This is a genomic window from Halopseudomonas sp. (genome assembly GCF_041579695.1).
Taxonomy (GTDB): Bacteria; Pseudomonadota; Gammaproteobacteria; order Pseudomonadales; family Pseudomonadaceae; genus Halopseudomonas.
Window position 1 is genome coordinate 1 of the sequence record NZ_JBFGFI010000002.1, and the last position, 18,590, is coordinate 18,590.

Genomic DNA, 18,590 nt, shown 5'->3' on the forward strand with positions numbered 1-18,590 from the left:
ATCGGAAAATGCAGGTGTTTGAACATAGAGGGCTTCCGTTGGAGATTGCCCACAGTGTCGGCCCTGGATGGCAAAGCCGCAAGGCGGCGTAGCGGGGCAGAAATGCTATGCTGCGCACCTTTGTGCAATAACCAGCTGGAGTGGCTGACTGTGAAATGGGATCTGGAAAACCCCTATACCCTGGATATTACCGTTCAGGCTGACGATATCGACGCGCTGGGTCATGCGAACAACACGGTTTACGTGCGCTGGCTGGAGGGCTGCGCATGGCGGCATTCGATGTCATTGGGCCTGGGGCTGGACGAATACCGGGAGCTGGATCGGGCGATGGCAGTAGTGCGCCACGAGATCGATTATCTGGCCGCTGGCTATCTGGGAGATGAGCTGGTTATGGCCACCTGGATCATCCACTGGGATCGCAAGCTGCGCATGACGCGGCATTTCCAGCTTTGCCGCAAGTCTGATGGGGTTACGCTGTTGCGCGCCAGAACGACGTTCGCCTGCATCGAGCTGTCGACAGGAAAACCGCGGCGGATGCCGCCGATATTTCTCGAGAATTACGGCAGGGCCCTGGTGGACGAAGCGGCCAACTGATCCTGGCCGCTCCGGATGACTAGCGGATTCAGCGGTACTCGCACAGATACGCGGTATCCTGCTCGACCTTGAGGTTGAACCTGCTGTTGGCCGGCACGGTAAACTGACTGCCGCCGGGAAAATCTTCCCACTGCTCGCTACCGGGCAGCTTTACGGTCAACTGACCAGTGATCACGTGCATGATCTCCAGCTGACTGGTGCCGAATTCATATTCGCCGGGCGCCATTACACCGACGGTTGCGGCGCCTTCGGGTTGATTGAAGCCGATTGACGCGACCTTGCCTTCAAAATACTGATTGACGCTGAACATCTGGGAGCTCCTCCGGAGAGTGGATAGGGCGCATAGTATGCAGATGCCTGCGGGCTGCCTGCAACGCATTCATGCGTATGGCAGAGCCCTGCAGAGAGGTTTATCCGCAGTCGATCTGCCGATACCCTTTGCTTGCCGCGGGGCGTAAAGTGCAAAAAGGGACGTCGCTGCCTGCTATGATCGGACCTGCGATACATTTGCCGCTACGGCAGCCGTGGAATACCTCCCGGCATGCACCTGCGGTCACTTCTGGAGGCGTGATGGCCAATATTGCATTCATCGGCCTGGGCGTCATGGGTTATCCCATGGCCGGGCACCTCAAGCGGGCGGGCCATGAGGTCTGCGTCTACAACCGCACGGCATCCAAGGCCGACGCCTGGGTAGCCGAGCACGGCGGCAGGGCCTGCCGGACTCCGGCAGAGGCGGCTACCGAGCAGGATTTCGTGATGCTCTGCGTGGGCAACGATAACGATCTGCGTGAAGTAATGACGGGCGAGCAGGGCGTTTTGCAGGGTGCGCGCAGCGGTACGGTGATCATCGACCACACCACCGCCTCCGCCAATGTGGCAGTGGAGATGGGCCAGCTTGCCCAGGAGCGCGGCGTGGGGTTTCTCGATGCGCCGGTTTCCGGCGGTCAGGCAGGCGCCGAAAACGGCAAGCTGACGGTGATGGTCGGCGGCGAGGAGTCGGTTTTCGATTTCGCCCGTCCGGTGATCAACAGTTACGCGAAGATGCTCAAGCGTATGGGGCCGATTGGCTCGGGGCAACTGACCAAGATGGTCAATCAGATATGCATTGCCGGCCTGGTTCAGGGGTTGTCCGAGGCGCTGCATTTTGCCCAGTGCGCGGGTCTCGATGGCGAGGCAGCGATGGAAGTGATCAGCAAGGGCGCGGCGCAGTCCTGGCAGCTGGAAAATCGCCACAAAACCATGTTGGCCGGCGAATTCGATTTCGGTTTTGCGGTGGACTGGATGCGCAAGGATCTGTCCATTGTGCTCGATGAATCCCGTCAGAACGGTGCCCGTCTGCCGGTAACTGCGCTGGTTGATCAGTTTTATGCCGATGTGCAGGCGATGGGTGGCGGACGTTGGGATACGTCAAGCCTGATCGCCCGTCTCGATCGCAGCGAGTGATCCCGTGGCGATGAACTGCCGCTCCGGCTGTGGCGCCTGCTGCATTGCGCCCTCGATTACCTCGCCGATACCCGGCATGCCTGGCGGGAAGCCGGCGGGTGTAGTCTGCATCAATCTGGATGCTGAATACCGCTGCCGCATCTTTGGTCACCCCGACCGGCCAGCGGTATGTGCGGGATTCAAGGCTGACGAAGAAGTGTGTGGTGATTCGCAGGCCGATGCGTTGCGGATGATCGGCTGGTGGGAGGCGCAGACGGGGTAATACTGGGGCAGACTCCTGGCCTGAAGGGGATATTGCCGTCTTAACAAAACGAGAATGGATCCCCGCGTTCGCGAGGATGACGTTCTCTGGTGATGCGCATTCAGGTTTGCTGGGTCCGCTCGCGTCTACCACTCCGTCATTCCCGCGCAGGCGGGAATCCATTTTGACTTTGGCGCAGTAGGCTGACGGATCGTCTTTAGGGCAAAGGGTCACAGTAATTCGACATAAAAAAACCCGCCGAAGCGGGTTTTTTAGCGACTGCATTATCAGAATTACTTCTTCGGATAATCGCGCTGGGTGGCGCCGGTGTACAGCTGGCGTGGACGGCCAATCTTGTAAGGGCTGCTGATCATCTCGTTCCAGTGAGCGATCCAGCCAGGCGTGCGGCCGGTAGCAAAGATCACGGTGAACATCGAGGCCGGGATGCCGATGGCCTTGAGGATGATGCCCGAGTAGAAATCGACGTTCGGGTAGAGGTTGCGCTCAACGAAGTAGGGGTCGCTGCGGGCGATCTCTTCCAGCTTCATGGCCAGTTCCAGCTGCGGATCATTGATGCCCAGCTCGGCCAGCACTTCATCACAGGTTTCCTTCATTACCTTGGCGCGCGGGTCGAAGTTCTTGTAGACCCGGTGGCCGAAGCCCATCAGCTTGAAGGGGTCGTCCTTGTCCTTGGCCTTGGCAATGAATTTTTCGATATTCGATACATCACCAATTTCATCCAGCATACGCAGGACGGCTTCGTTGGCGCCGCCGTGGGCGGGGCCCCAGAGCGCAGCAATGCCGGCGGCGATGCAGGCAAAAGGATTCGCGCCTGAGGAGCCGGCCAGGCGTACTGTGGAGGTCGATGCATTCTGTTCGTGGTCGGCGTGCAGCACGAAAATCCGATCCATGGCCTTGGCCAGAATCGGATTGACCTTCTTCTCGTCACAGGGTGTATTGAACATCATGTGCAGGAAGTTTTCGGAGTACGAGAGGTCGTTGCGCGGGTACAGCATGGGCTGACCCATGGAGTACTTGTAGACCATTGCAGCCAGCGTCGGCATCTTGGCGATCAGGCGGATCGCGGAAATTTCGCGGTGATGCGCATCGTTGATGTCCAGCGAATCGTGGTAGAAGGCAGACAGGGCGCCGACTACACCGCACATGATGGCCATCGGGTGGGCGTCACGACGGAAGCCGTTGAAGAATGTCTTGAGCTGCTCGTGCACCATGGTGTGATTCTTGATGGTGCTGACGAATTTTTCTTTCTCTGCATCATCGGGCAGTTCACCCTTTAGCAACAGAAAACAGGTTTCCAGGAAGTCAGCGTTTTCAGCCAGCTGTTCGATGGGATAGCCGCGGTGCAGCAGCACACCTTTTTCACCATCGATGTAGGTAATCTTGGATTCGCAGGACGAAGTAGCCATGAAGCCGGGGTCAAAAGTGAAGAACCCTTCGGCGGTGAGTCCGCGCACATCAACAACATCGGGCCCGAGCGTGCCTGAATACATTGGCAGGTCGATAGGGGCATTGCCCTCGATCATCAACTGCGCCTTCTTGTCAGCCATTGTCGGCCTCCTGTTTGCTGGTATCGAAAGGATGCGCCCCCTACGCAGGGCCCGCATCACTATAAGGTGATAAATCGGTTTGTCAATTCTACAGATAGTGAATGGTTATCAGGCAGATAAACAGGTTTTATTTGCGCCCACTTAGCGTGCAGTAAAGGTCCGCGGGTGTTGTAACAAGGGCCTTCCGAAGGCGGAGTTGCGTTGTAATCAAGGGGTCAAGTCTCTATACTCCGTTACCGGCAAAGTGGCTTATTGGCTCCCCACAGGAACCATGTAACAGGCCATTGGGGTACCCATAATAGTGCACCTTCCTATAATCCAGCCCTGAAACTAAAAAGGGCCATGAGTGTGAATATAGCCGTGAATAGCAAAAGACCTGTAAACCTGGATCTCAGGACAATCAAACTGCCTGTCACCGCCTGGACGTCGATTGCTCATCGTATTTCCGGAATCATACTGTTCGTCGCCATTGCTTTTATGCTCTGGCTACTGGATATGTCACTGGATTCCGAAAGCGGATTTGAGCAAGCCCAGTCCATTCTTCAGCATCCCTTCGCCAAACTGGTGACCTGGGGCGTGCTGTCTGCGCTGCTTTACCATCTTATTGCCGGTGTACGTCATCTGGTGATGGATGCGGGCGTGGGTGAAGGCCTGGAAAGTGGCAAGCGTGGATCGCAAATCGTGATCGTGCTGTCAGTCATCGTGATTGTTTTTCTGGGGGTCTGGATATGGTAACCAATGTCACCAACCTGTCGCGTAGTGGTCTCTATGACTGGATGGCGCAGCGCGTTTCGGCGGTAGTGCTCGCGCTCTACACGCTGTTTCTGCTGGGTTACTTCATATTCAATCCGGGTCTTGGCTTCGAAGAATGGCGTGGCCTGTTCAGCCAGAACTGGATGCGCATTTTCAGCCTGCTCACACTGGTGGCCCTCAGCGCTCATGCCTGGGTCGGAATGTGGACCATTTCAACTGACTACCTGACTCCCATGGCAATGGGCAAATGGGCAACGACCGTACGCTTCCTGTTTCAGGCGGTATGCGGGCTTGCGATGTTTGTATTTTTCGTCTGGGGCATACAGATTCTTTGGGGTATCTAAATGGCTAACATTCGTACACTGACTTTTGACGCCATCATTATCGGTGGCGGTGGCGCGGGCATGCGTGCCGCACTGCAGCTGGCCCAGGGTGGTCACAAGACTGCCGTGGTTACCAAGGTATTCCCGACCCGCTCGCACACCGTTTCCGCCCAGGGCGGTATTACCTGTGCGATCGCCTCTGCCGATCCGAACGATGACTGGCGCTGGCACATGTACGATACCGTCAAGGGTTCCGACTATATCGGCGACCAGGACGCTATCGAGTACATGTGCTCGGTCGGTCCGGAAGCGGTATTCGAGCTTGAGCACATGGGCCTGCCGTTTTCCCGTACCGAGCAGGGCCGTATTTACCAGCGCCCATTCGGCGGCCAGTCCAAGGGTCCTGACAATCCGACCCAGGCGGCACGTACCTGTGCTGCGGCTGACCGTACCGGCCACGCCTTGCTGCACACGCTCTATCAGAACAACGTCAAGCACAACACTACCTTCCTCAACGAATGGTATGCGGTCGATCTGGTTAAAAACGAAGACGGCGTTATCGTTGGTGTGGTCGCGATCTGCATCGAGACCGGCGAGACTGCTTACATCAAGGCCAAGGCAACCGTGCTGGCTACCGGTGGTGCGGGCCGTATCTATGCATCCACCACCAACGCGCTGATCAATACTGGTGACGGTATCGGCATGGCGCTGCGCGCCGGTGTCCCGGTGCAGGACATCGAGATGTGGCAGTTCCACCCCACCGGCATTGCCGGCGCCGGTACGCTGGTGACCGAGGGTTGCCGGGGTGAAGGTGGCTACCTGATCAACAAGCACGGCGAGCGCTTCATGGAGCGTTACGCACCGAACTCCAAGGATCTGGCTGGCCGCGACGTGGTCGCCCGTTCCATGGTCAAGGAAATCATCGCCGGTAACGGGTGTGGGCCTGATGGCGATCACGTGATGCTCAAGCTCGATCACCTCGGTGAGGAAGTACTGCATAGTCGCCTGCCGGGTATCTGTGAGCTGTCCAAGACCTTCGCCCACGTCGATCCGGTGACTGCGCCGATTCCGGTAGTGCCGACCTGCCATTACATGATGGGCGGCGTTGCCACCAACATTCATGGCCAGGCTATTACCCAGGACGAGAACGGTAAGGACCACATCATTGATGGTCTGTTCGCTGTGGGCGAAGTGGCCTGTGTATCGGTACACGGCGCTAACCGTCTGGGCGGTAACTCACTCCTGGATCTGGTGGTCTTCGGTCGTGCCGCTGGCCTGCACCTGGAAAGCGCTTTGAAGGAAGGCATTGAGCACCGCTCCGCTTCCGAAGCGGATATCGAGGCCGCTATGGCGCGACTCAATGCCCTCAACGGTCGCGAGACCGGCGAAGAGGTCGCACCGTTGCGCAAGGAGCTGCAAAACTGCATGCAGAACTATTTCGGTGTGTTCCGCACCGGGGAGTTCATGGAGAAGGGCATCAAACAACTGGCCGATCTGCGTGAGCGAATCGCTAACGTCAAGATCGATGACAAGAGCCAGGCGTTCAATACTGCGCGTATCGAAGCACTGGAACTGCAGAATCTTCTGGAAGTGGCCGAGGCGACAGCCGTCGCTGCGAACCTGCGCACAGAAAGCCGTGGTGCGCATGCCCGTGAAGATTACGAGGATCGTGACGATGAGAACTGGCTGTGCCACAGCCTCTACATGCCTGCTACCAAGGAATTGAAGAAGCGGGCCGTCAACTTCACACCGAAGACAGTTCCTACATTTGAACCGAAGGTCCGGACTTATTAAGGGTGACCGATATGCTGCAAGTAAGCGTCTACCGTTATAACCCAGAGAGCGACAACGCTCCCTACATGGAAGACTTCGAGATCGATACCGGCGGCAAGGACATCATGGTTCTTGACGTGCTGGCACTGGTCAAGGAAAGGGACGTAGGCATGGCCTACCGTCGTTCCTGCCGAGAGGGCGTATGTGGCTCTGACGGCATGAACATCAACGGGAAGAATGGCCTGGCCTGCATTACGCCGCTTTCCGACGTCGTCAAAAACAACAAGCTGGTGCTGCGTCCATTGCCTGGTTTGCCGGTCATACGTGACCTGGTCGTGGATATGAGCATCTTCTACAAGCAATACGAAAAGATTCAGCCGTTTTTGCAGAACGACACGCCGGCGCCGGCTATCGAGCGCTTGCAGTCGCCCGAAGAGCGCGAGAAGCTGGATGGCCTGTACGAGTGCATACTCTGTGCCTGCTGCTCCACTTCCTGCCCTTCATTCTGGTGGAATCCGGACAAGTTCATCGGTCCAGCCGGCTTGTTGCAGGCCTACCGCTTTCTGGCGGACAGCCGTGACACCCATACCGAAGAGCGTCTGGCTGCCATGGATGATCCCTTCAGCGTATTCCGCTGCCGCGGCATCATGAACTGCGTCAATGTGTGCCCCAAGGGTCTGAATCCGACCCGTGCTATCGGCCATATTCGCAACATGCTGCTGCAGAGCGGTGTCTGATCGGTCGGAATCTGCATAACGTTGGGCCTAGGCCGGTCTCTGCTACAGGAGATCGGCCAGATTTTAATCGAACCGCAGCTCACAAAGCCGTGGTTTGCGTACCTAAACCAACAGGGGCAATCGGGTAACACCCGAACTATCTGTCGGGGCCGGCAATATTCCGGTTTCGCATGACATGGCATTACGGGTCAATCGGCAGGGATCACGCTGGGGCTCTTCGCATGTTTTGCACGGATGGCAGTGTTTTTGCCAGTTAATGGTCTTTGCGCCAGGTGGTATCCCCTTATAGAGGGTGACCAAGCATGCCAGACAGCGAAATGCAGCAGCTGTGGAGTACTTCCCATTTGTCAGGCGGGAATGCTTCCTATGTTGAGGAGCTTTATGAGCTCTATCTGCACGATCCGAACAGTATCGGCGACGAGTGGCGAAGCTATTTCCAGAAGCTGCCGCAAGCCAACGGTAATGCGGGGTCGGACGTTTCCCATTCCACGATTCGCGAACACTTCCAGCTACTAGCCAAGCACCAGCGGCGTCCTGTCGCAGCGGTTGGCGGTCAGACCAGTAGCGCCCACGAAAAGAAACAGGTTGATGTTCTGCGTCTGATCCAGGCTTTCCGCATGCGTGGCCATCAGGGCTCCGATCTTGATCCGCTGGGTTTGTGGAAACGTGCCGAAATAGCCGATCTGACCCTGACCGATTACGGTCTGACGGATGCTGATCTGGATACCCCCTTTCGCACCGGTGAACTGCATATTGGCAAGGAAGAGGCTCCCCTTCGCGAAATTCTCGATGCCCTGAAGGCGACCTACTGCTCGACCTTTGGCGCTGAATACATGCATATCGTCGACTCCGACCAGCGCCGCTGGTTTCAGCAGCGTCTGGAAAGCGTGCGGGGCAAGCCCCAGCATTCAGCCACAACCAAGCGTCACCTGCTTGAGCGCCTGACCGCTGCAGAAGGTCTGGAAAAGTACCTGGGTACCAAGTTCCCGGGTACCAAGCGTTTCGGTGTCGAGGGTGGCGAAAGCCTGATTCCAATGCTCGACGAGATCATTCAGCGTTCCGGTTCCTACGGCACACAGGAATTAGTTCTGGGCATGGCCCACCGTGGCCGTCTCAACGTGCTGGTGAATATTCTCGGCAAGAACCCGCGTGAGCTGTTTGATGAGTTCGAAGGCAAGAAGAAGATTGATCTCAGTTCCGGTGACGTCAAATACCACCAGGGCTTTTCGTCCAACGTAATGACGTCCGGCGGCGAAACACACCTGGCTTTGGCGTTCAACCCGTCGCACCTGGAGATAGTATCGCCTGTGGTCGAGGGCTCGGTGCGTGCGCGCCAGGATCGCCGTAGGGATAATTCGGGCGACCGCGTACTACCGATCAGTATTCATGGCGACGCTGCCTTCGCTGGCCAGGGCGTCGTCATGGAGACATTCCAGATGTCCCAGACCCGCGCGTTCAAGACCGGCGGCACCATCCATATTATCATCAACAACCAGGTGGGCTTTACTACCAGCCGCCAGGATGATGCACGTTCCACTGAGTACTGCACCGACGTCGCAAAGATGATCCAGGCGCCGATTATCCACGTCAACGGCGACGATCCCGAGGCTGTACTGTTCGTTACCCAGTTGGCCGTTGATTACCGCATGCAGTACAAGCGTGACGTGGTGATCGACCTGGTGTGCTACCGCCGCCGCGGCCATAACGAAGCCGATGAACCTTCCGGCACCCAGCCGCTGATGTACGACAAGATCAGCAAGCACCCGACTACTCGCGAAATCTACGCCGAACGCCTGGTCAAGGACGGAACGCTGGATGCTGACGAGGTACAGGGTCAGGTCGAGGAATACCGTACAGCGCTGGACAATGGCGACCACGTGGTCAAGAGCCTGGTCAAGCAGCCCGATACCAGTTCCTTCGTCGATTGGGCGCCCTATCTGGGTCATACCTGGACGGCACGGCACGACACTCGGATCGAACTGAAGACCCTGCAGGATCTGGCCGGCCGTCTGAATGATCTGCCCGATGGCCTGGTTATCCAGCGCCAGGTCGGCAAGATAGTCGAGGACCGTCGCAAGATGGCCGCTGGCGCGCTGCCGCTGAACTGGGGCTTCGCCGAGACAATGGCTTATGCCACCTTGCTGCACGAGGGACACCCGGTACGCATTACCGGTCAGGACGTGGGTCGAGGTACCTTCTCCCACCGTCATGCGGTTCTGCACAATCAGAAGGATGGTTCCACCTACATCCCGCTGGCCAACCTGGCCGAAAACCAGCCGCGACTGGATATCTACGACACCCTGTTGTCGGAAGAGGCGGTGCTGGCCTTCGAGTACGGTTATGCGACCACCACACCCAATGCACTGGTATTGTGGGAGGCCCAGTTCGGTGACTTCGCCAACGGCGCACAGGTGGTAATTGACCAGTTCATCACCAGCGGCGAACACAAGTGGGGACGGCTGTGTGGCCTGACCATGCTGCTGCCGCACGGTTATGAAGGGCAGGGCCCGGAGCATTCTTCGGCCCGTCTCGAGCGCTTCCTGCAACTCAGCGCAGAGCACAATATCCAGGTATGCGTTCCATCCACCCCGGCGCAGGTTTACCACATGCTGCGGCGTCAGGTTATCCGTCCCCTGCGCAAGCCGCTGATCGCGCTCACCCCCAAGTCACTGCTGCGCCACAAGCTGGCTGTCTCCAGCCTGGAAGATCTTGCCGACGGTTCGTTCCATACCGTGCTTCCGGAGTACGACACACTGGATCCGAAGAAGGTTGAGCGCGTGATCATGTGCAGTGGCAAGGTCTATTACGATCTGCTCGAGAAGCGCCGCAACGATGGTATCGAAAATGCTGCGATCGTCCGCATAGAGCAGCTGTATCCGTTCCCGGAGGAGGATCTCGCCGAGATTCTGGCCCCGTACAAGTCGTTGAAGAAGGTCGTCTGGTGTCAGGAAGAGCCGATGAACCAGGGCGCCTGGTACTGCAGTCAACATCACATGCGTCGGGTCATCCTCCAGCATAAGGTCAAGGATCTGTATCTGGACTACGCTGGACGTGAAGCCTCTGCATCACCTGCTTGTGGTTACCCGTCCCTGCACGCCGAACAGCAGGAAAAACTATTGCAAGACGCGCTTACCGCTTGAGCATCTGGCAGACAACAGAGAATTAATTTAAGGATCGATAATGGCTATTGAAATCAAGGCCCCCACTTTTCCCGAATCGGTTGCAGATGGCACCGTAGCGACATGGCACAAGCAACCCGGCGACGCGGTCAAGCGTGATGAGTTGATCGTCGACATCGAGACCGACAAAGTCGTAATGGAAGTTCTGGCCGAAGCCGATGGCGTGCTCGGAGATATCGTAAAGGGTGAGGGCGAAACCGTGCTCAGCGGTGAGTTGCTCGGTACGTTGGAAAAGGGTGGCGCCGCCGCTCCGAAGGCAGCCGCCAAGGACAAGGAAGCACCCCAGGCCGCCAGCCAGCCGGCAGAAGTTGAAGACCAGGTGTCCGAAGGACCCAAGGCAAGCGGCGAAGAGCCCATGTTGTCTCCTGCTGCACGCAAGATGGCTGAAGAAAATGGCCTGGCCCCGGCAGACATCGAGGGCACCGGCAAGGGCGGTCGAGTCACCAAGGAAGACGTAATGAATGCGGTGGAAGCGAAGAAATCGGCTCCCGCCAAAGCCCCGGCCGATGCGGCCAAGCCTGCTGCCAAGGCGGCCGCGGTGGATAATGCCGCGCTGGCCGAGGGTGATCGCGTTGAGAAGCGCGTGCCGATGACCCGCCTACGTGCCCGCATCGCCGAGCGCCTGGTTGATGCCCAGTCGAGCATGGCCATGCTGACGACCTTCAACGAGGTCAACATGAAGCCGATCATGGATCTGCGCAGCAAGTACAAGGAACTGTTCGAGAAGAAGCACAACGGCGTCCGCCTGGGCTTCATGTCGTTCTTCGTCAAGGCCGCGACCGAGGCGCTCAAGCGCTATCCGGCAGTCAACGCGTCGATCGATGGCAGCGATGTCGTTTACCACGGCTACCAGGACATAGGTGTTGCTGTATCCAGTGATCGGGGACTGGTAGTGCCGATTCTGCGCAATACCGAGTTCATGAGTCTGGCCACTATCGAGGGTACCATTGCCGATTTCGGCCGCAAGGCAAAAGACGGCAAGTTATCGATGGAAGACATGACCGGCGGTACTTTCACGATTTCCAACGGAGGGGTATTCGGCTCGTTGCTGTCCTCACCCATCGTCAATCCTCCGCAGGCGGCTATTCTGGGGATGCACAAGATCCAGGAGCGCCCGATGGCCGAGAAAGGCCAGGTAGTTATCCTGCCGATGATGTACCTGGCGCTGTCCTACGATCACCGTCTGATCGATGGCAAGGAAGCAGTCAGCTTCCTCGTGGCAATCAAGGAACTGCTGGAAGATCCGGCCCGGCTGTTGCTGGATATCTGATTTAACAGCTGCAAGCTTCACATGGCACGCGGCGAGCTGCCCCTGAATGCCACAAGCGTCGGGGCAGCGTCACCCTTACAGCTGCAAACAGAGGAATTGGGTTATGAGTGATAAATACGATGTAATCGTCATCGGTGCCGGCCCCGGCGGCTATGTGGCTGCTATCCGCGCCGCTCAGCTGGGTCTGAAAACTGCCTGTGTAGAAAAGTATGTGGGTAAGGATGGCAAGCAGGCATTGGGTGGAACCTGCTTGAACGTTGGTTGCATACCGTCGAAGGCTTTGCTGGACAGTTCCTGGAAGTTTTACGAGGCGAAGGAAGGTTTCCAGGTTCACGGTATCGAGACCAAGGGCCTGAGTATCGACATCAAGGCGATGCTTGAGCGCAAGGACAAGATCGTCAAACAGTTTACCGGTGGCGTCAGTGCGCTGTTCAAAGCCAACGGTGTGACCAGCATCGAAGGCCACGGCAAGCTGCTTGCTGGCAAGAAGGTCGAAGTGACTGACGCCGACGGCAAAGCCACTGTTTACGAAGCAGAGAATGTGATTCTCGCTTCAGGTTCGCGCCCAATCGAGATTCCGCCGGCACCGCTGACCGACGACATCATTGTCGATTCTACCGGTGCGCTGGAATTTACCAGCGTGCCCAAGAAGCTCGGCGTTATCGGTGCTGGCATCATTGGTATGGAGCTGGGTTCGGTATGGCGTCGCCTGGGTGCCGAGGTAGTGATATTCGAAGCCCTGGACAAGTTCATGGTCGCCGCCGATGACCAGATCGCCAAGGAAGCTTTCAAGGTCTTTACCAAGCAGGGTTTGCAGGTCCGTCTGGGCGCCCGGGTCACCGGGACCGACATCAAGCGAAAGCAGGTCACTGTTTCCTTTACTGATGCCGAGGGTGAGCAGCAACTGACCTTCGACAAACTGATCGTCGCCGTGGGCCGTCGTGCCTATACCGAAAATCTGCTGGCTGCCGATACCGGCGTCGACATGGATGAGCGCGGTGTGATCTTTGTTGATGACTACTGCACCACCAGTGTGCCCGGCGTCTACGCCGTTGGCGACGTGGTCCGTGGGTCGATGCTGGCACACAAGGCCTCGGAAGAGGGCGTGATGGTGGCCGAGCGCATCGCAGGTCACAAGACTGCAATGAATTATGATCTGGTACCAGCAGTTGTCTATACCCACCCGGAGATCGCATGGGTCGGCAAGAACGAGCAGCAGCTCAAGGCTGAAGGCGTTGAAGTCAACGTCGGTGTCTTCCCGTTTGCAGCCAACGGCCGCGCGGTGGCTGCCAACGAGACAGGCGGCATGGTCAAGGTAATCGCTGACGCCAAAAACGATCGCGTCCTGGGTGTTCACGTTATCGGTCCCGGCGCAGCCGAACTGGTTCAGCAAGGCGCGATCGGCATGGAGTTCGGCACCAGTGCCGAAGATCTGGGCATGATGGTGTTCTCGCATCCGACCGTTTCCGAGGCATTGCATGAGGCAGCGCTGGCGGTAAATGGTCACGCAATTCATGTCGCCAACCGCAAGAAGCGGTAACATATGGCGCCCGTGACTGACCGGTCGTTCGCGAGTCGGTCGATACGGGCAGCCTTATCACGAAGCGGCAAATCCCGCCGAGCAATCGGTGCGGTCACCCCCAAGGGTGATAAAGGGTAACGGCGGTCCGCTGAGTCCGTGGTTATGAAACGCAGTTCCTACACGATCAAAACGGTAGATAAGCATGAATCTTCACGAATATCAGGGGAAGCAGCTGTTCGCTGAGTACGGCCTTCCCGTCTCGAAAGGTTTTGCAGTAGACACCCCCGAAGAAGCGGCAGAAGCCTGTGACAAGATTGGCGGCGACATGTGGGTCGTCAAGGCCCAGGTCCACGCTGGCGGCCGCGGTAAGGCTGGTGGCGTCAAGCTGATCAAAAGCAAGGAAGAGGCCAAGGCCTTCGCCGAAAAATGGCTGGGCGAGCGCTTGGTTACCTATCAGACTGATGCCAGTGGCCAGCCGGTTACCAAGATTCTGGTCGAATCATGCACCGATATCGCTCAGGAACTGTACCTGGGTGCGGTCGTCGACCGTTCCAGTCGCCGCATCGTGTTCATGGCGTCCACTGAGGGCGGCGTGGAAATCGAGAAGGTCGCCGAAGAAACTCCCGAGAAAATCATCAAGGCCGTTATCGATCCGCTGGTCGGTCCGCAGCCCTACCAGGGCCGTGACCTGGCATTCCAGCTGGGCCTGAAAGGCGACCAGATCAAGCAGTTCACCCATATCTTTGTCGGCCTGGGCAAGCTGTTTGCCGACTACGATCTGGCACTGCTGGAAATTAACCCGCTGGTGATCAAGGAAGACGGCAACCTGCATTGCCTGGATGCCAAGATCGGCATCGATGGCAACGCCATGTATCGTCAGCCCAAGCTGCGCGCGATGCATGATCCGTCGCAGGATGATCCGCGCGAAGCCCACGCTGCCAAGTTCGAACTGAACTATGTCGCGCTGGAAGGTAATATCGGCTGTATGGTCAATGGCGCCGGTCTGGCCATGGGTACCATGGACATCGTTAACCACCATGGCGGCAAGCCCGCCAACTTCCTGGATGTGGGCGGCGGCGCGACCAAAGAGCGCGTTACCGAAGCGTTCAAGATCATCCTCTCCGACACTAATGTGAAGGCTGTTCTGGTCAACATCTTTGGTGGCATCGTTCGTTGCGACATGATTGCCGAAGGCATCATCGGTGCAGTGAAGGAAGTCGGCGTGAAGGTACCGGTTGTCGTTCGTCTGGAAGGCAATAATGCCGAACTGGGCGCCAAGGTACTGAAGGAAAGTGGTCTTAACATCATCGCAGCAACCAGTCTGACCGACGCTGCCCAGCAAGTCGTCAAGGCCGCGGAGGGTAAATAATGAGCATCCTGATCAATAAAGACACCAAAGTTATCTGCCAAGGCTTTACTGGCGCACAGGGTACTTTCCACTCTGAGCAAGCCATTGAGTACGGCACCAAGATGGTCGGTGGTGTAACACCAGGCAAGGGTGGCACTACTCACCTGGGTCTTCCGGTGTTCAATACCATGCGCGAAGCGGTTGAGCAGACTGGCGCCGAAGCCAGTGTAATCTATGTTCCGGCTCCGTTTTGCAAGGACTCGATCCTGGAAGCGGCCAACAGCGGCATCAAGCTGATTGTCTGCATCACCGAAGGCATCCCGACCCTGGACATGCTCGACTGTAAAGTCGTCTGTGACCAGCTGGGCGTGCGTCTGATCGGGCCTAACTGCCCAGGCGTCATCACCCCCGGCGAGTGCAAGATCGGCATCATGCCGGGTCATATTCACCTGCCAGGCAAGGTTGGTATCGTGTCGCGTTCGGGCACCCTGACCTATGAAGCCGTCAAGCAGACCACAGACGCCGGCTTTGGCCAGTCTACCTGTGTCGGCATCGGTGGCGATCCGATTCCAGGCTCCAACTTCATCGACATCCTGCAGATGTTCCAGGATGATCCGAAGACTGAAGCGATCGTGATGATCGGCGAAATCGGTGGTAGCGCCGAAGAGGAGGCAGCCGCCTTCATCAAGGCCAACGTGACCAAACCGGTTGTGTCTTACATCGCTGGCGTGACCGCGCCTGCGGGCAAGCGGATGGGCCACGCCGGTGCGATCATTTCCGGTGGCAAGGGTACTGCAGACGAAAAGTTCGCTGCGCTGGAAGACGCAGGCGTGAAAACCGTGCGTTCGCTGGCAGACATCGGTTCGGCTCTGGCTGAACTGACTGGCTGGCCATTGAAGTAACATCTCGTTATCGAGATGAGAAGGAACCCCGCTTCGGCGGGGTTTTTTTTGTCTGATCTTTGGCAGCGATGCTGACTATAATCAAGATCACTGCCGGCATATGCGTTGTCCGGCGTTGCTAACCTGGTTCTGACAAGGTGTTTGAATGCTCTCGCAACTTTACCTGCCCGATGCCGGCTCGACCTGGCTTAACCTGCTCGCGTTTCTCTGGTTTCTTTTGTGCTGGGTCGGTTACACCCATTATGCGCGTCACCGCGCACGGGACACGGCGTGTCTGGCCAGTGTGCTGCACCTTTACCGGCAGGACTGGATGTCGCGGCTGCTCATGCGCGAGCAACGCATTGCAGATGCAAGCGTGATCGGTAACCTTGAGCGCAACACGGCGTTCTTTGCCTCGAGTACGCTGCTGATTCTTGCGGGTATCATCACAGTGATAGGTGCGACGGACCGGGCGCAAAACCTGCTTCAGGATATGCCCTTTGTTGCCGAAGTCAGCCGTCAGATGTCAGAGATGAAGCTGCTGGTCATGTTGGGCATTTTCGTTTATGCCTTCTTCACCTTTTCGTGGGGAATGCGTCAGTACAACTTTGCTTCTGTGCTGCTCGGGTCTGCACCGCTGGTTGGCGAAAAGCAGGTATCGGAGATCGAGCGCAAGGCTTACGCTGCAAGGGCCGCGACGGTGCTATCCATGGCCGGTAATGAATTCAACCTGGGATTGCGCGCTTACTACTTTGCACTGGCGGCGCTTACCTGGTTTATCAATCCGTTGTTGTTCATGCTGACTAGCGCTGGGGTTGTCTGGGTGCTATACAAGCGGGAATTTCATTCTCGAGTACTGGCAGCAATGATGTACAGCCCGACAGGCGGGGTGGTACAGCAGGATAAGGTGGAGTGAAACGATTTCGAACTCAAAGACATGCCCTCTGGGGCATGTCTCTTTTAGCAATGGGGTATTAATTGTTCATGCTTTATTCGTCTGGATCCATGGCATCACCAGCCTGACTCGCTTTTTCCTTCACGTAATCAGCGCTGTCATCATAGGCTTCGCCTATAGATTCGCCCGCTGACTCCATACCATCCGCCATTTTTTCGCCAGTAGTGCGCTCGTTGCCGGTGATTTCGCGTGCCTTTTCCTCAATCGCTTCGCCGGAGTCTTCAGCTGCCTCCTCAATCGTTTCTGCAACCGAATCCATATTGTTTTCTGGTTCTTTCTCACAGGCAGCCAGTAGACCCATGCTCGCCAACAGAACTGCCATTGCGCCGATTTTGTTCATTCTATCCTCCTTGGTTTAAATGCTGATCATAAATAGCATGCATTGCCACGCCAGCACAATGGTGAGAATGGGCTGGCCAGGCTCATATGGATAAACGCTCAGTACTGCTGATCAGGCTCTGTTTCATCGACCGTTTCAGCCGGCATTACGCGCTCGTCCTCCGCTGGTTCGATAGCATCAGGCGACACTCCCTCGGAAGGTGCTGCGTCGATGCGATCCAGGTCATCCACTGCTTCTTCACCGCAGCCGACAAGCAAGGTCAACCCTGCTACCAGAGCGGCGGCGCCAAGTATTCTTTGCCAAATGGTCATTCTGGCCTCCTGTTTGATTATTCGGCGCTGGCGTCGGCCTCCACGCCGGCGCCAGTGGCGGTTTGGTATCCGGTGCCTGCCGCCTGGCTTGTTGCTGTGCCGGTGCCGCCGGTGGTGGCAGTTGCGGTACCGGTTCCGGTTGCTGCCCCCGTGCCGCTTGTGGTGGCTGGCGGGCGCTCCTCGGGTTTGGGTACTTCATTGTCCTGGCCGCAGGCGGCCAGCATGCCAAGACTGGTGATCAGGGTCAGGGTAAAAAATGCTCTTATCATCTCAATCTCCCGGTTGGTCCTCTATTTTGGTCAGACTAAATCGATCTTAGTTCCCGTTTAGAGTCAGGCTGGCGCGGGTACCGTATGTCGCTGGAGTCTGTCCGGCGTTATGGGTACTATGCCGCCCATTCCCTGTGCACTGATTGAGAATCCGGATGAGTGATATCGAGAAGCGTTGTCGTAATTTCCTGTCGGTGCTGCGGCACTGCCAAGTGCTGGGCATGAGTGTCGAGCATGCCGATGAAAAGGGTCTGGTGCTCAAGCTGCCTTATAGCGAGGCGATAATTGGCAACCCTGTCTCCGGCGTGGTTCATGGCGGTGCTATCACTACCCTGATGGATACCTGCTGCGGAATCTCGACAGTTTGCTTCCTGCCCGAGTTCGAGATCTGTCCGACGCTAGATCTGCGCATCGATTACATGCATCCGGCGGAGCCGGGTAAGGACATCTTCGGTTTTGCCGAGTGTTACCGGCTCAGCCCGACGGTGATCTTCACCCGCGGGATTGCCTATCAGGACGACCGCAACGAACCGATCGCTCACGTGGTGGGCACCTTCATGCGGATGGGCAAGCCTGCATCGGATGGCACCCTTGCGCACAGTATTCATGGAGGTGAGGCATGAGCGAGCAGCCTACTCACATCGAGCAATTGATGCGCCAGGGGCACGACTCCCGCGACTATGCGCCATTGATTGAAGCCATTCCCTACGCGCGGATGATCGGCCTGGAACTCAAGCACCTGGGTGAGGAAGTGATATTCCATCTACCCATCAGCAAGGACAATATCGGCAATCCGGTTTTGCCCGCCCTGCATGGTGGGGTCATTGCCGGATTCATGGAGCAGTCGGCAATGTTGCACCTGATGATTGCAATGGACAGCTCTGACTTTCCCAAGATCATCGATTTCTCTATCGATTACCTGCGCGCTGGCCTATACAAGGACACCTACGCCACTTGTCAGGTATGGCGTCAGGGGCGGCGAGTGGGTAATGTGGCTATAACTGCCTGGCAAACCCGTTCAAGTGAGCCCATAGCGACTGCAAGGGCGCATTTCAAGCTGGGTTGAGCAGGTTGCTGGTCCTC

General features: G+C 57.2%; 20 protein-coding genes. 15 read left to right on the forward strand and 5 right to left on the reverse strand.

Translation table 11 applies throughout. The features are described from left to right. Positions 1-150 precede the first annotated feature (150 nt). Positions 151-594, forward strand: a complete 444-nt coding sequence (locus ABYA88_RS01060; protein ID WP_373184646.1) for an acyl-CoA thioesterase — start codon at positions 151-153, stop codon at positions 592-594. Positions 595-622: 28 nt separating this feature from the next. Here the strand turns inward: ABYA88_RS01060 and ABYA88_RS01065 are convergent, their stop codons facing one another. Then, positions 623-904: a pyrimidine/purine nucleoside phosphorylase gene (locus ABYA88_RS01065; RefSeq protein ID WP_373184647.1), complete on the reverse strand. Its 282-nt coding sequence runs from the start codon at positions 902-904 to the stop codon at positions 623-625. A 260-nt stretch (positions 905-1,164) separates the two neighbouring features. Between ABYA88_RS01065 and ABYA88_RS01070 the strand changes: the two genes are divergently transcribed. Both ABYA88_RS01070 and ABYA88_RS01075 read left to right on the forward strand, forming a co-directional pair. Then, on the forward strand, positions 1,165-2,037 hold the full coding sequence (locus ABYA88_RS01070) for an NAD(P)-dependent oxidoreductase (RefSeq protein ID WP_373184649.1): 873 nt from the start codon (positions 1,165-1,167) through the stop codon (positions 2,035-2,037). A gap of 10 nt (positions 2,038-2,047) precedes the next feature. Then, positions 2,048-2,299: a YkgJ family cysteine cluster protein gene (locus ABYA88_RS01075; protein WP_373184799.1), complete on the forward strand. Its 252-nt coding sequence runs from the start codon at positions 2,048-2,050 to the stop codon at positions 2,297-2,299. Positions 2,300-2,571: 272 nt separating this feature from the next. Here the strand turns inward: ABYA88_RS01075 and gltA are convergent, their stop codons facing one another. Next, a complete protein-coding gene (gene gltA, locus ABYA88_RS01080; RefSeq protein ID WP_373184651.1) occupies positions 2,572-3,846 on the reverse strand; it encodes a citrate synthase in 1,275 nt (424 codons plus the stop codon). A 360-nt stretch (positions 3,847-4,206) separates the two neighbouring features. Between gltA and sdhC the strand changes: the two genes are divergently transcribed. From sdhC to ABYA88_RS01130, 10 genes are all read left to right on the forward strand, one after another. After that, positions 4,207-4,581: a succinate dehydrogenase, cytochrome b556 subunit gene (sdhC, locus tag ABYA88_RS01085; protein WP_373184801.1), complete on the forward strand. Its 375-nt coding sequence runs from the start codon at positions 4,207-4,209 to the stop codon at positions 4,579-4,581. Next, a complete protein-coding gene (sdhD, locus tag ABYA88_RS01090) occupies positions 4,575-4,943 on the forward strand; it encodes a succinate dehydrogenase, hydrophobic membrane anchor protein (protein ID WP_373184653.1) in 369 nt (122 codons plus the stop codon). The genes sdhC and sdhD overlap by 7 nt, the downstream gene beginning before the upstream one ends. Beyond that, positions 4,944-6,716 carry a succinate dehydrogenase flavoprotein subunit gene (gene sdhA / locus ABYA88_RS01095; protein ID WP_373184655.1) on the forward strand — a complete coding sequence of 591 codons (1,773 nt, stop codon included), beginning with the start codon at positions 4,944-4,946 and terminating at the stop codon, positions 6,714-6,716. A gap of 11 nt (positions 6,717-6,727) precedes the next feature. Next, positions 6,728-7,432 carry a succinate dehydrogenase iron-sulfur subunit gene (locus tag ABYA88_RS01100; protein ID WP_373184657.1) on the forward strand — a complete coding sequence of 235 codons (705 nt, stop codon included), beginning with the start codon at positions 6,728-6,730 and terminating at the stop codon, positions 7,430-7,432. Positions 7,433-7,734: 302 nt separating this feature from the next. Then, the gene (locus tag ABYA88_RS01105) at positions 7,735-10,572 is read left to right on the forward strand and encodes a 2-oxoglutarate dehydrogenase E1 component (RefSeq protein WP_373184659.1); all 2,838 of its coding nucleotides are present in this window, start codon (positions 7,735-7,737) and stop codon (positions 10,570-10,572) included. Between the two features lie 40 nt (positions 10,573-10,612). Next, positions 10,613-11,881 carry a 2-oxoglutarate dehydrogenase complex dihydrolipoyllysine-residue succinyltransferase gene (gene odhB / locus ABYA88_RS01110; protein WP_373184661.1) on the forward strand — a complete coding sequence of 423 codons (1,269 nt, stop codon included), beginning with the start codon at positions 10,613-10,615 and terminating at the stop codon, positions 11,879-11,881. A 103-nt stretch (positions 11,882-11,984) separates the two neighbouring features. After that, positions 11,985-13,421, forward strand: coding sequence for a dihydrolipoyl dehydrogenase (gene lpdA, locus ABYA88_RS01115; RefSeq protein ID WP_373184663.1), 1,437 nt, complete (start codon positions 11,985-11,987; stop codon positions 13,419-13,421). A gap of 184 nt (positions 13,422-13,605) precedes the next feature. Further along, complete coding sequence (sucC, locus tag ABYA88_RS01120) at positions 13,606-14,772, forward strand: ADP-forming succinate--CoA ligase subunit beta (protein ID WP_373184665.1); 1,167 nt, start codon at positions 13,606-13,608, stop codon at positions 14,770-14,772. Continuing rightward, complete coding sequence (gene sucD, locus ABYA88_RS01125) at positions 14,772-15,653, forward strand: succinate--CoA ligase subunit alpha (protein WP_373184667.1); 882 nt, start codon at positions 14,772-14,774, stop codon at positions 15,651-15,653. The genes sucC and sucD overlap by 1 nt, the downstream gene beginning before the upstream one ends. Before the next feature lie 145 nt (positions 15,654-15,798). Next, positions 15,799-16,548 (forward strand): DUF599 domain-containing protein, encoded by a 750-nt coding sequence (locus ABYA88_RS01130; RefSeq protein WP_373184669.1) that lies wholly within the window; start codon positions 15,799-15,801, stop codon positions 16,546-16,548. A 73-nt stretch (positions 16,549-16,621) separates the two neighbouring features. Here ABYA88_RS01130 and ABYA88_RS01135 read toward each other — a convergent pair whose 3' ends face one another. The 3 genes from ABYA88_RS01135 to ABYA88_RS01145 all read right to left on the reverse strand — a co-directional run bounded on the left by ABYA88_RS01135 (position 16,622) and on the right by ABYA88_RS01145 (position 17,507). Further along, positions 16,622-16,927, reverse strand: a complete 306-nt coding sequence (locus ABYA88_RS01135; RefSeq protein ID WP_373184671.1) for a hypothetical protein — start codon at positions 16,925-16,927, stop codon at positions 16,622-16,624. Between the two features lie 98 nt (positions 16,928-17,025). Further along, on the reverse strand, positions 17,026-17,238 hold the full coding sequence (locus ABYA88_RS01140) for a hypothetical protein (RefSeq protein WP_373184673.1): 213 nt from the start codon (positions 17,236-17,238) through the stop codon (positions 17,026-17,028). Between the two features lie 17 nt (positions 17,239-17,255). Next, positions 17,256-17,507, reverse strand: a complete 252-nt coding sequence (locus ABYA88_RS01145; protein WP_373184675.1) for a hypothetical protein — start codon at positions 17,505-17,507, stop codon at positions 17,256-17,258. 155 nt (positions 17,508-17,662) lie between these two features. On the opposite strand from ABYA88_RS01145, the gene ABYA88_RS01150 reads away from it, so the two are divergent. Next, the gene (locus ABYA88_RS01150; RefSeq protein WP_373184677.1) at positions 17,663-18,130 is read left to right on the forward strand and encodes a PaaI family thioesterase; all 468 of its coding nucleotides are present in this window, start codon (positions 17,663-17,665) and stop codon (positions 18,128-18,130) included. Next, entirely contained in the window at positions 18,127-18,573 is a 447-nt protein-coding gene (locus ABYA88_RS01155; RefSeq protein WP_373184679.1) for a PaaI family thioesterase, read from the forward strand. The genes ABYA88_RS01150 and ABYA88_RS01155 overlap by 4 nt, the downstream gene beginning before the upstream one ends. Positions 18,574-18,590 lie beyond the last annotated feature (17 nt).

Excerpts from the sequence above, each read along its gene's own strand:
- ABYA88_RS01065 (WP_373184647.1), bottom strand. The coding sequence starts at position 904 with ATGTTCAGCGTCAATCAGTATTTTGAAGGCAAGGTCGCGTCAATCGGC.
- ABYA88_RS01070 (WP_373184649.1), top strand. The coding sequence starts at position 1,165 with ATGGCCAATATTGCATTCATCGGCCTGGGCGTCATGGGTTATCCCATG.
- ABYA88_RS01075 (WP_373184799.1), top strand. The coding sequence starts at position 2,048 with ATGAACTGCCGCTCCGGCTGTGGCGCCTGCTGCATTGCGCCCTCGATT.
- gltA (WP_373184651.1), bottom strand. The coding sequence starts at position 3,846 with ATGGCTGACAAGAAGGCGCAGTTGATGATCGAGGGCAATGCCCCTATC.
- sdhD (WP_373184653.1), top strand. The coding sequence starts at position 4,575 with ATGGTAACCAATGTCACCAACCTGTCGCGTAGTGGTCTCTATGACTGG.
- sdhA (WP_373184655.1), top strand. The coding sequence starts at position 4,944 with ATGGCTAACATTCGTACACTGACTTTTGACGCCATCATTATCGGTGGC.
- ABYA88_RS01100 (WP_373184657.1), top strand. The coding sequence starts at position 6,728 with ATGCTGCAAGTAAGCGTCTACCGTTATAACCCAGAGAGCGACAACGCT.
- ABYA88_RS01105 (WP_373184659.1), top strand. The coding sequence starts at position 7,735 with ATGCCAGACAGCGAAATGCAGCAGCTGTGGAGTACTTCCCATTTGTCA.
- odhB (WP_373184661.1), top strand. The coding sequence starts at position 10,613 with ATGGCTATTGAAATCAAGGCCCCCACTTTTCCCGAATCGGTTGCAGAT.
- lpdA (WP_373184663.1), top strand. The coding sequence starts at position 11,985 with ATGAGTGATAAATACGATGTAATCGTCATCGGTGCCGGCCCCGGCGGC.
- sucC (WP_373184665.1), top strand. The coding sequence starts at position 13,606 with ATGAATCTTCACGAATATCAGGGGAAGCAGCTGTTCGCTGAGTACGGC.
- sucD (WP_373184667.1), top strand. The coding sequence starts at position 14,772 with ATGAGCATCCTGATCAATAAAGACACCAAAGTTATCTGCCAAGGCTTT.
- ABYA88_RS01130 (WP_373184669.1), top strand. The coding sequence starts at position 15,799 with ATGCTCTCGCAACTTTACCTGCCCGATGCCGGCTCGACCTGGCTTAAC.
- ABYA88_RS01135 (WP_373184671.1), bottom strand. The coding sequence starts at position 16,927 with ATGAACAAAATCGGCGCAATGGCAGTTCTGTTGGCGAGCATGGGTCTA.
- ABYA88_RS01140 (WP_373184673.1), bottom strand. The coding sequence starts at position 17,238 with ATGACCATTTGGCAAAGAATACTTGGCGCCGCCGCTCTGGTAGCAGGG.
- ABYA88_RS01145 (WP_373184675.1), bottom strand. The coding sequence starts at position 17,507 with ATGATAAGAGCATTTTTTACCCTGACCCTGATCACCAGTCTTGGCATG.
- ABYA88_RS01150 (WP_373184677.1), top strand. The coding sequence starts at position 17,663 with ATGAGTGATATCGAGAAGCGTTGTCGTAATTTCCTGTCGGTGCTGCGG.
- ABYA88_RS01155 (WP_373184679.1), top strand. The coding sequence starts at position 18,127 with ATGAGCGAGCAGCCTACTCACATCGAGCAATTGATGCGCCAGGGGCAC.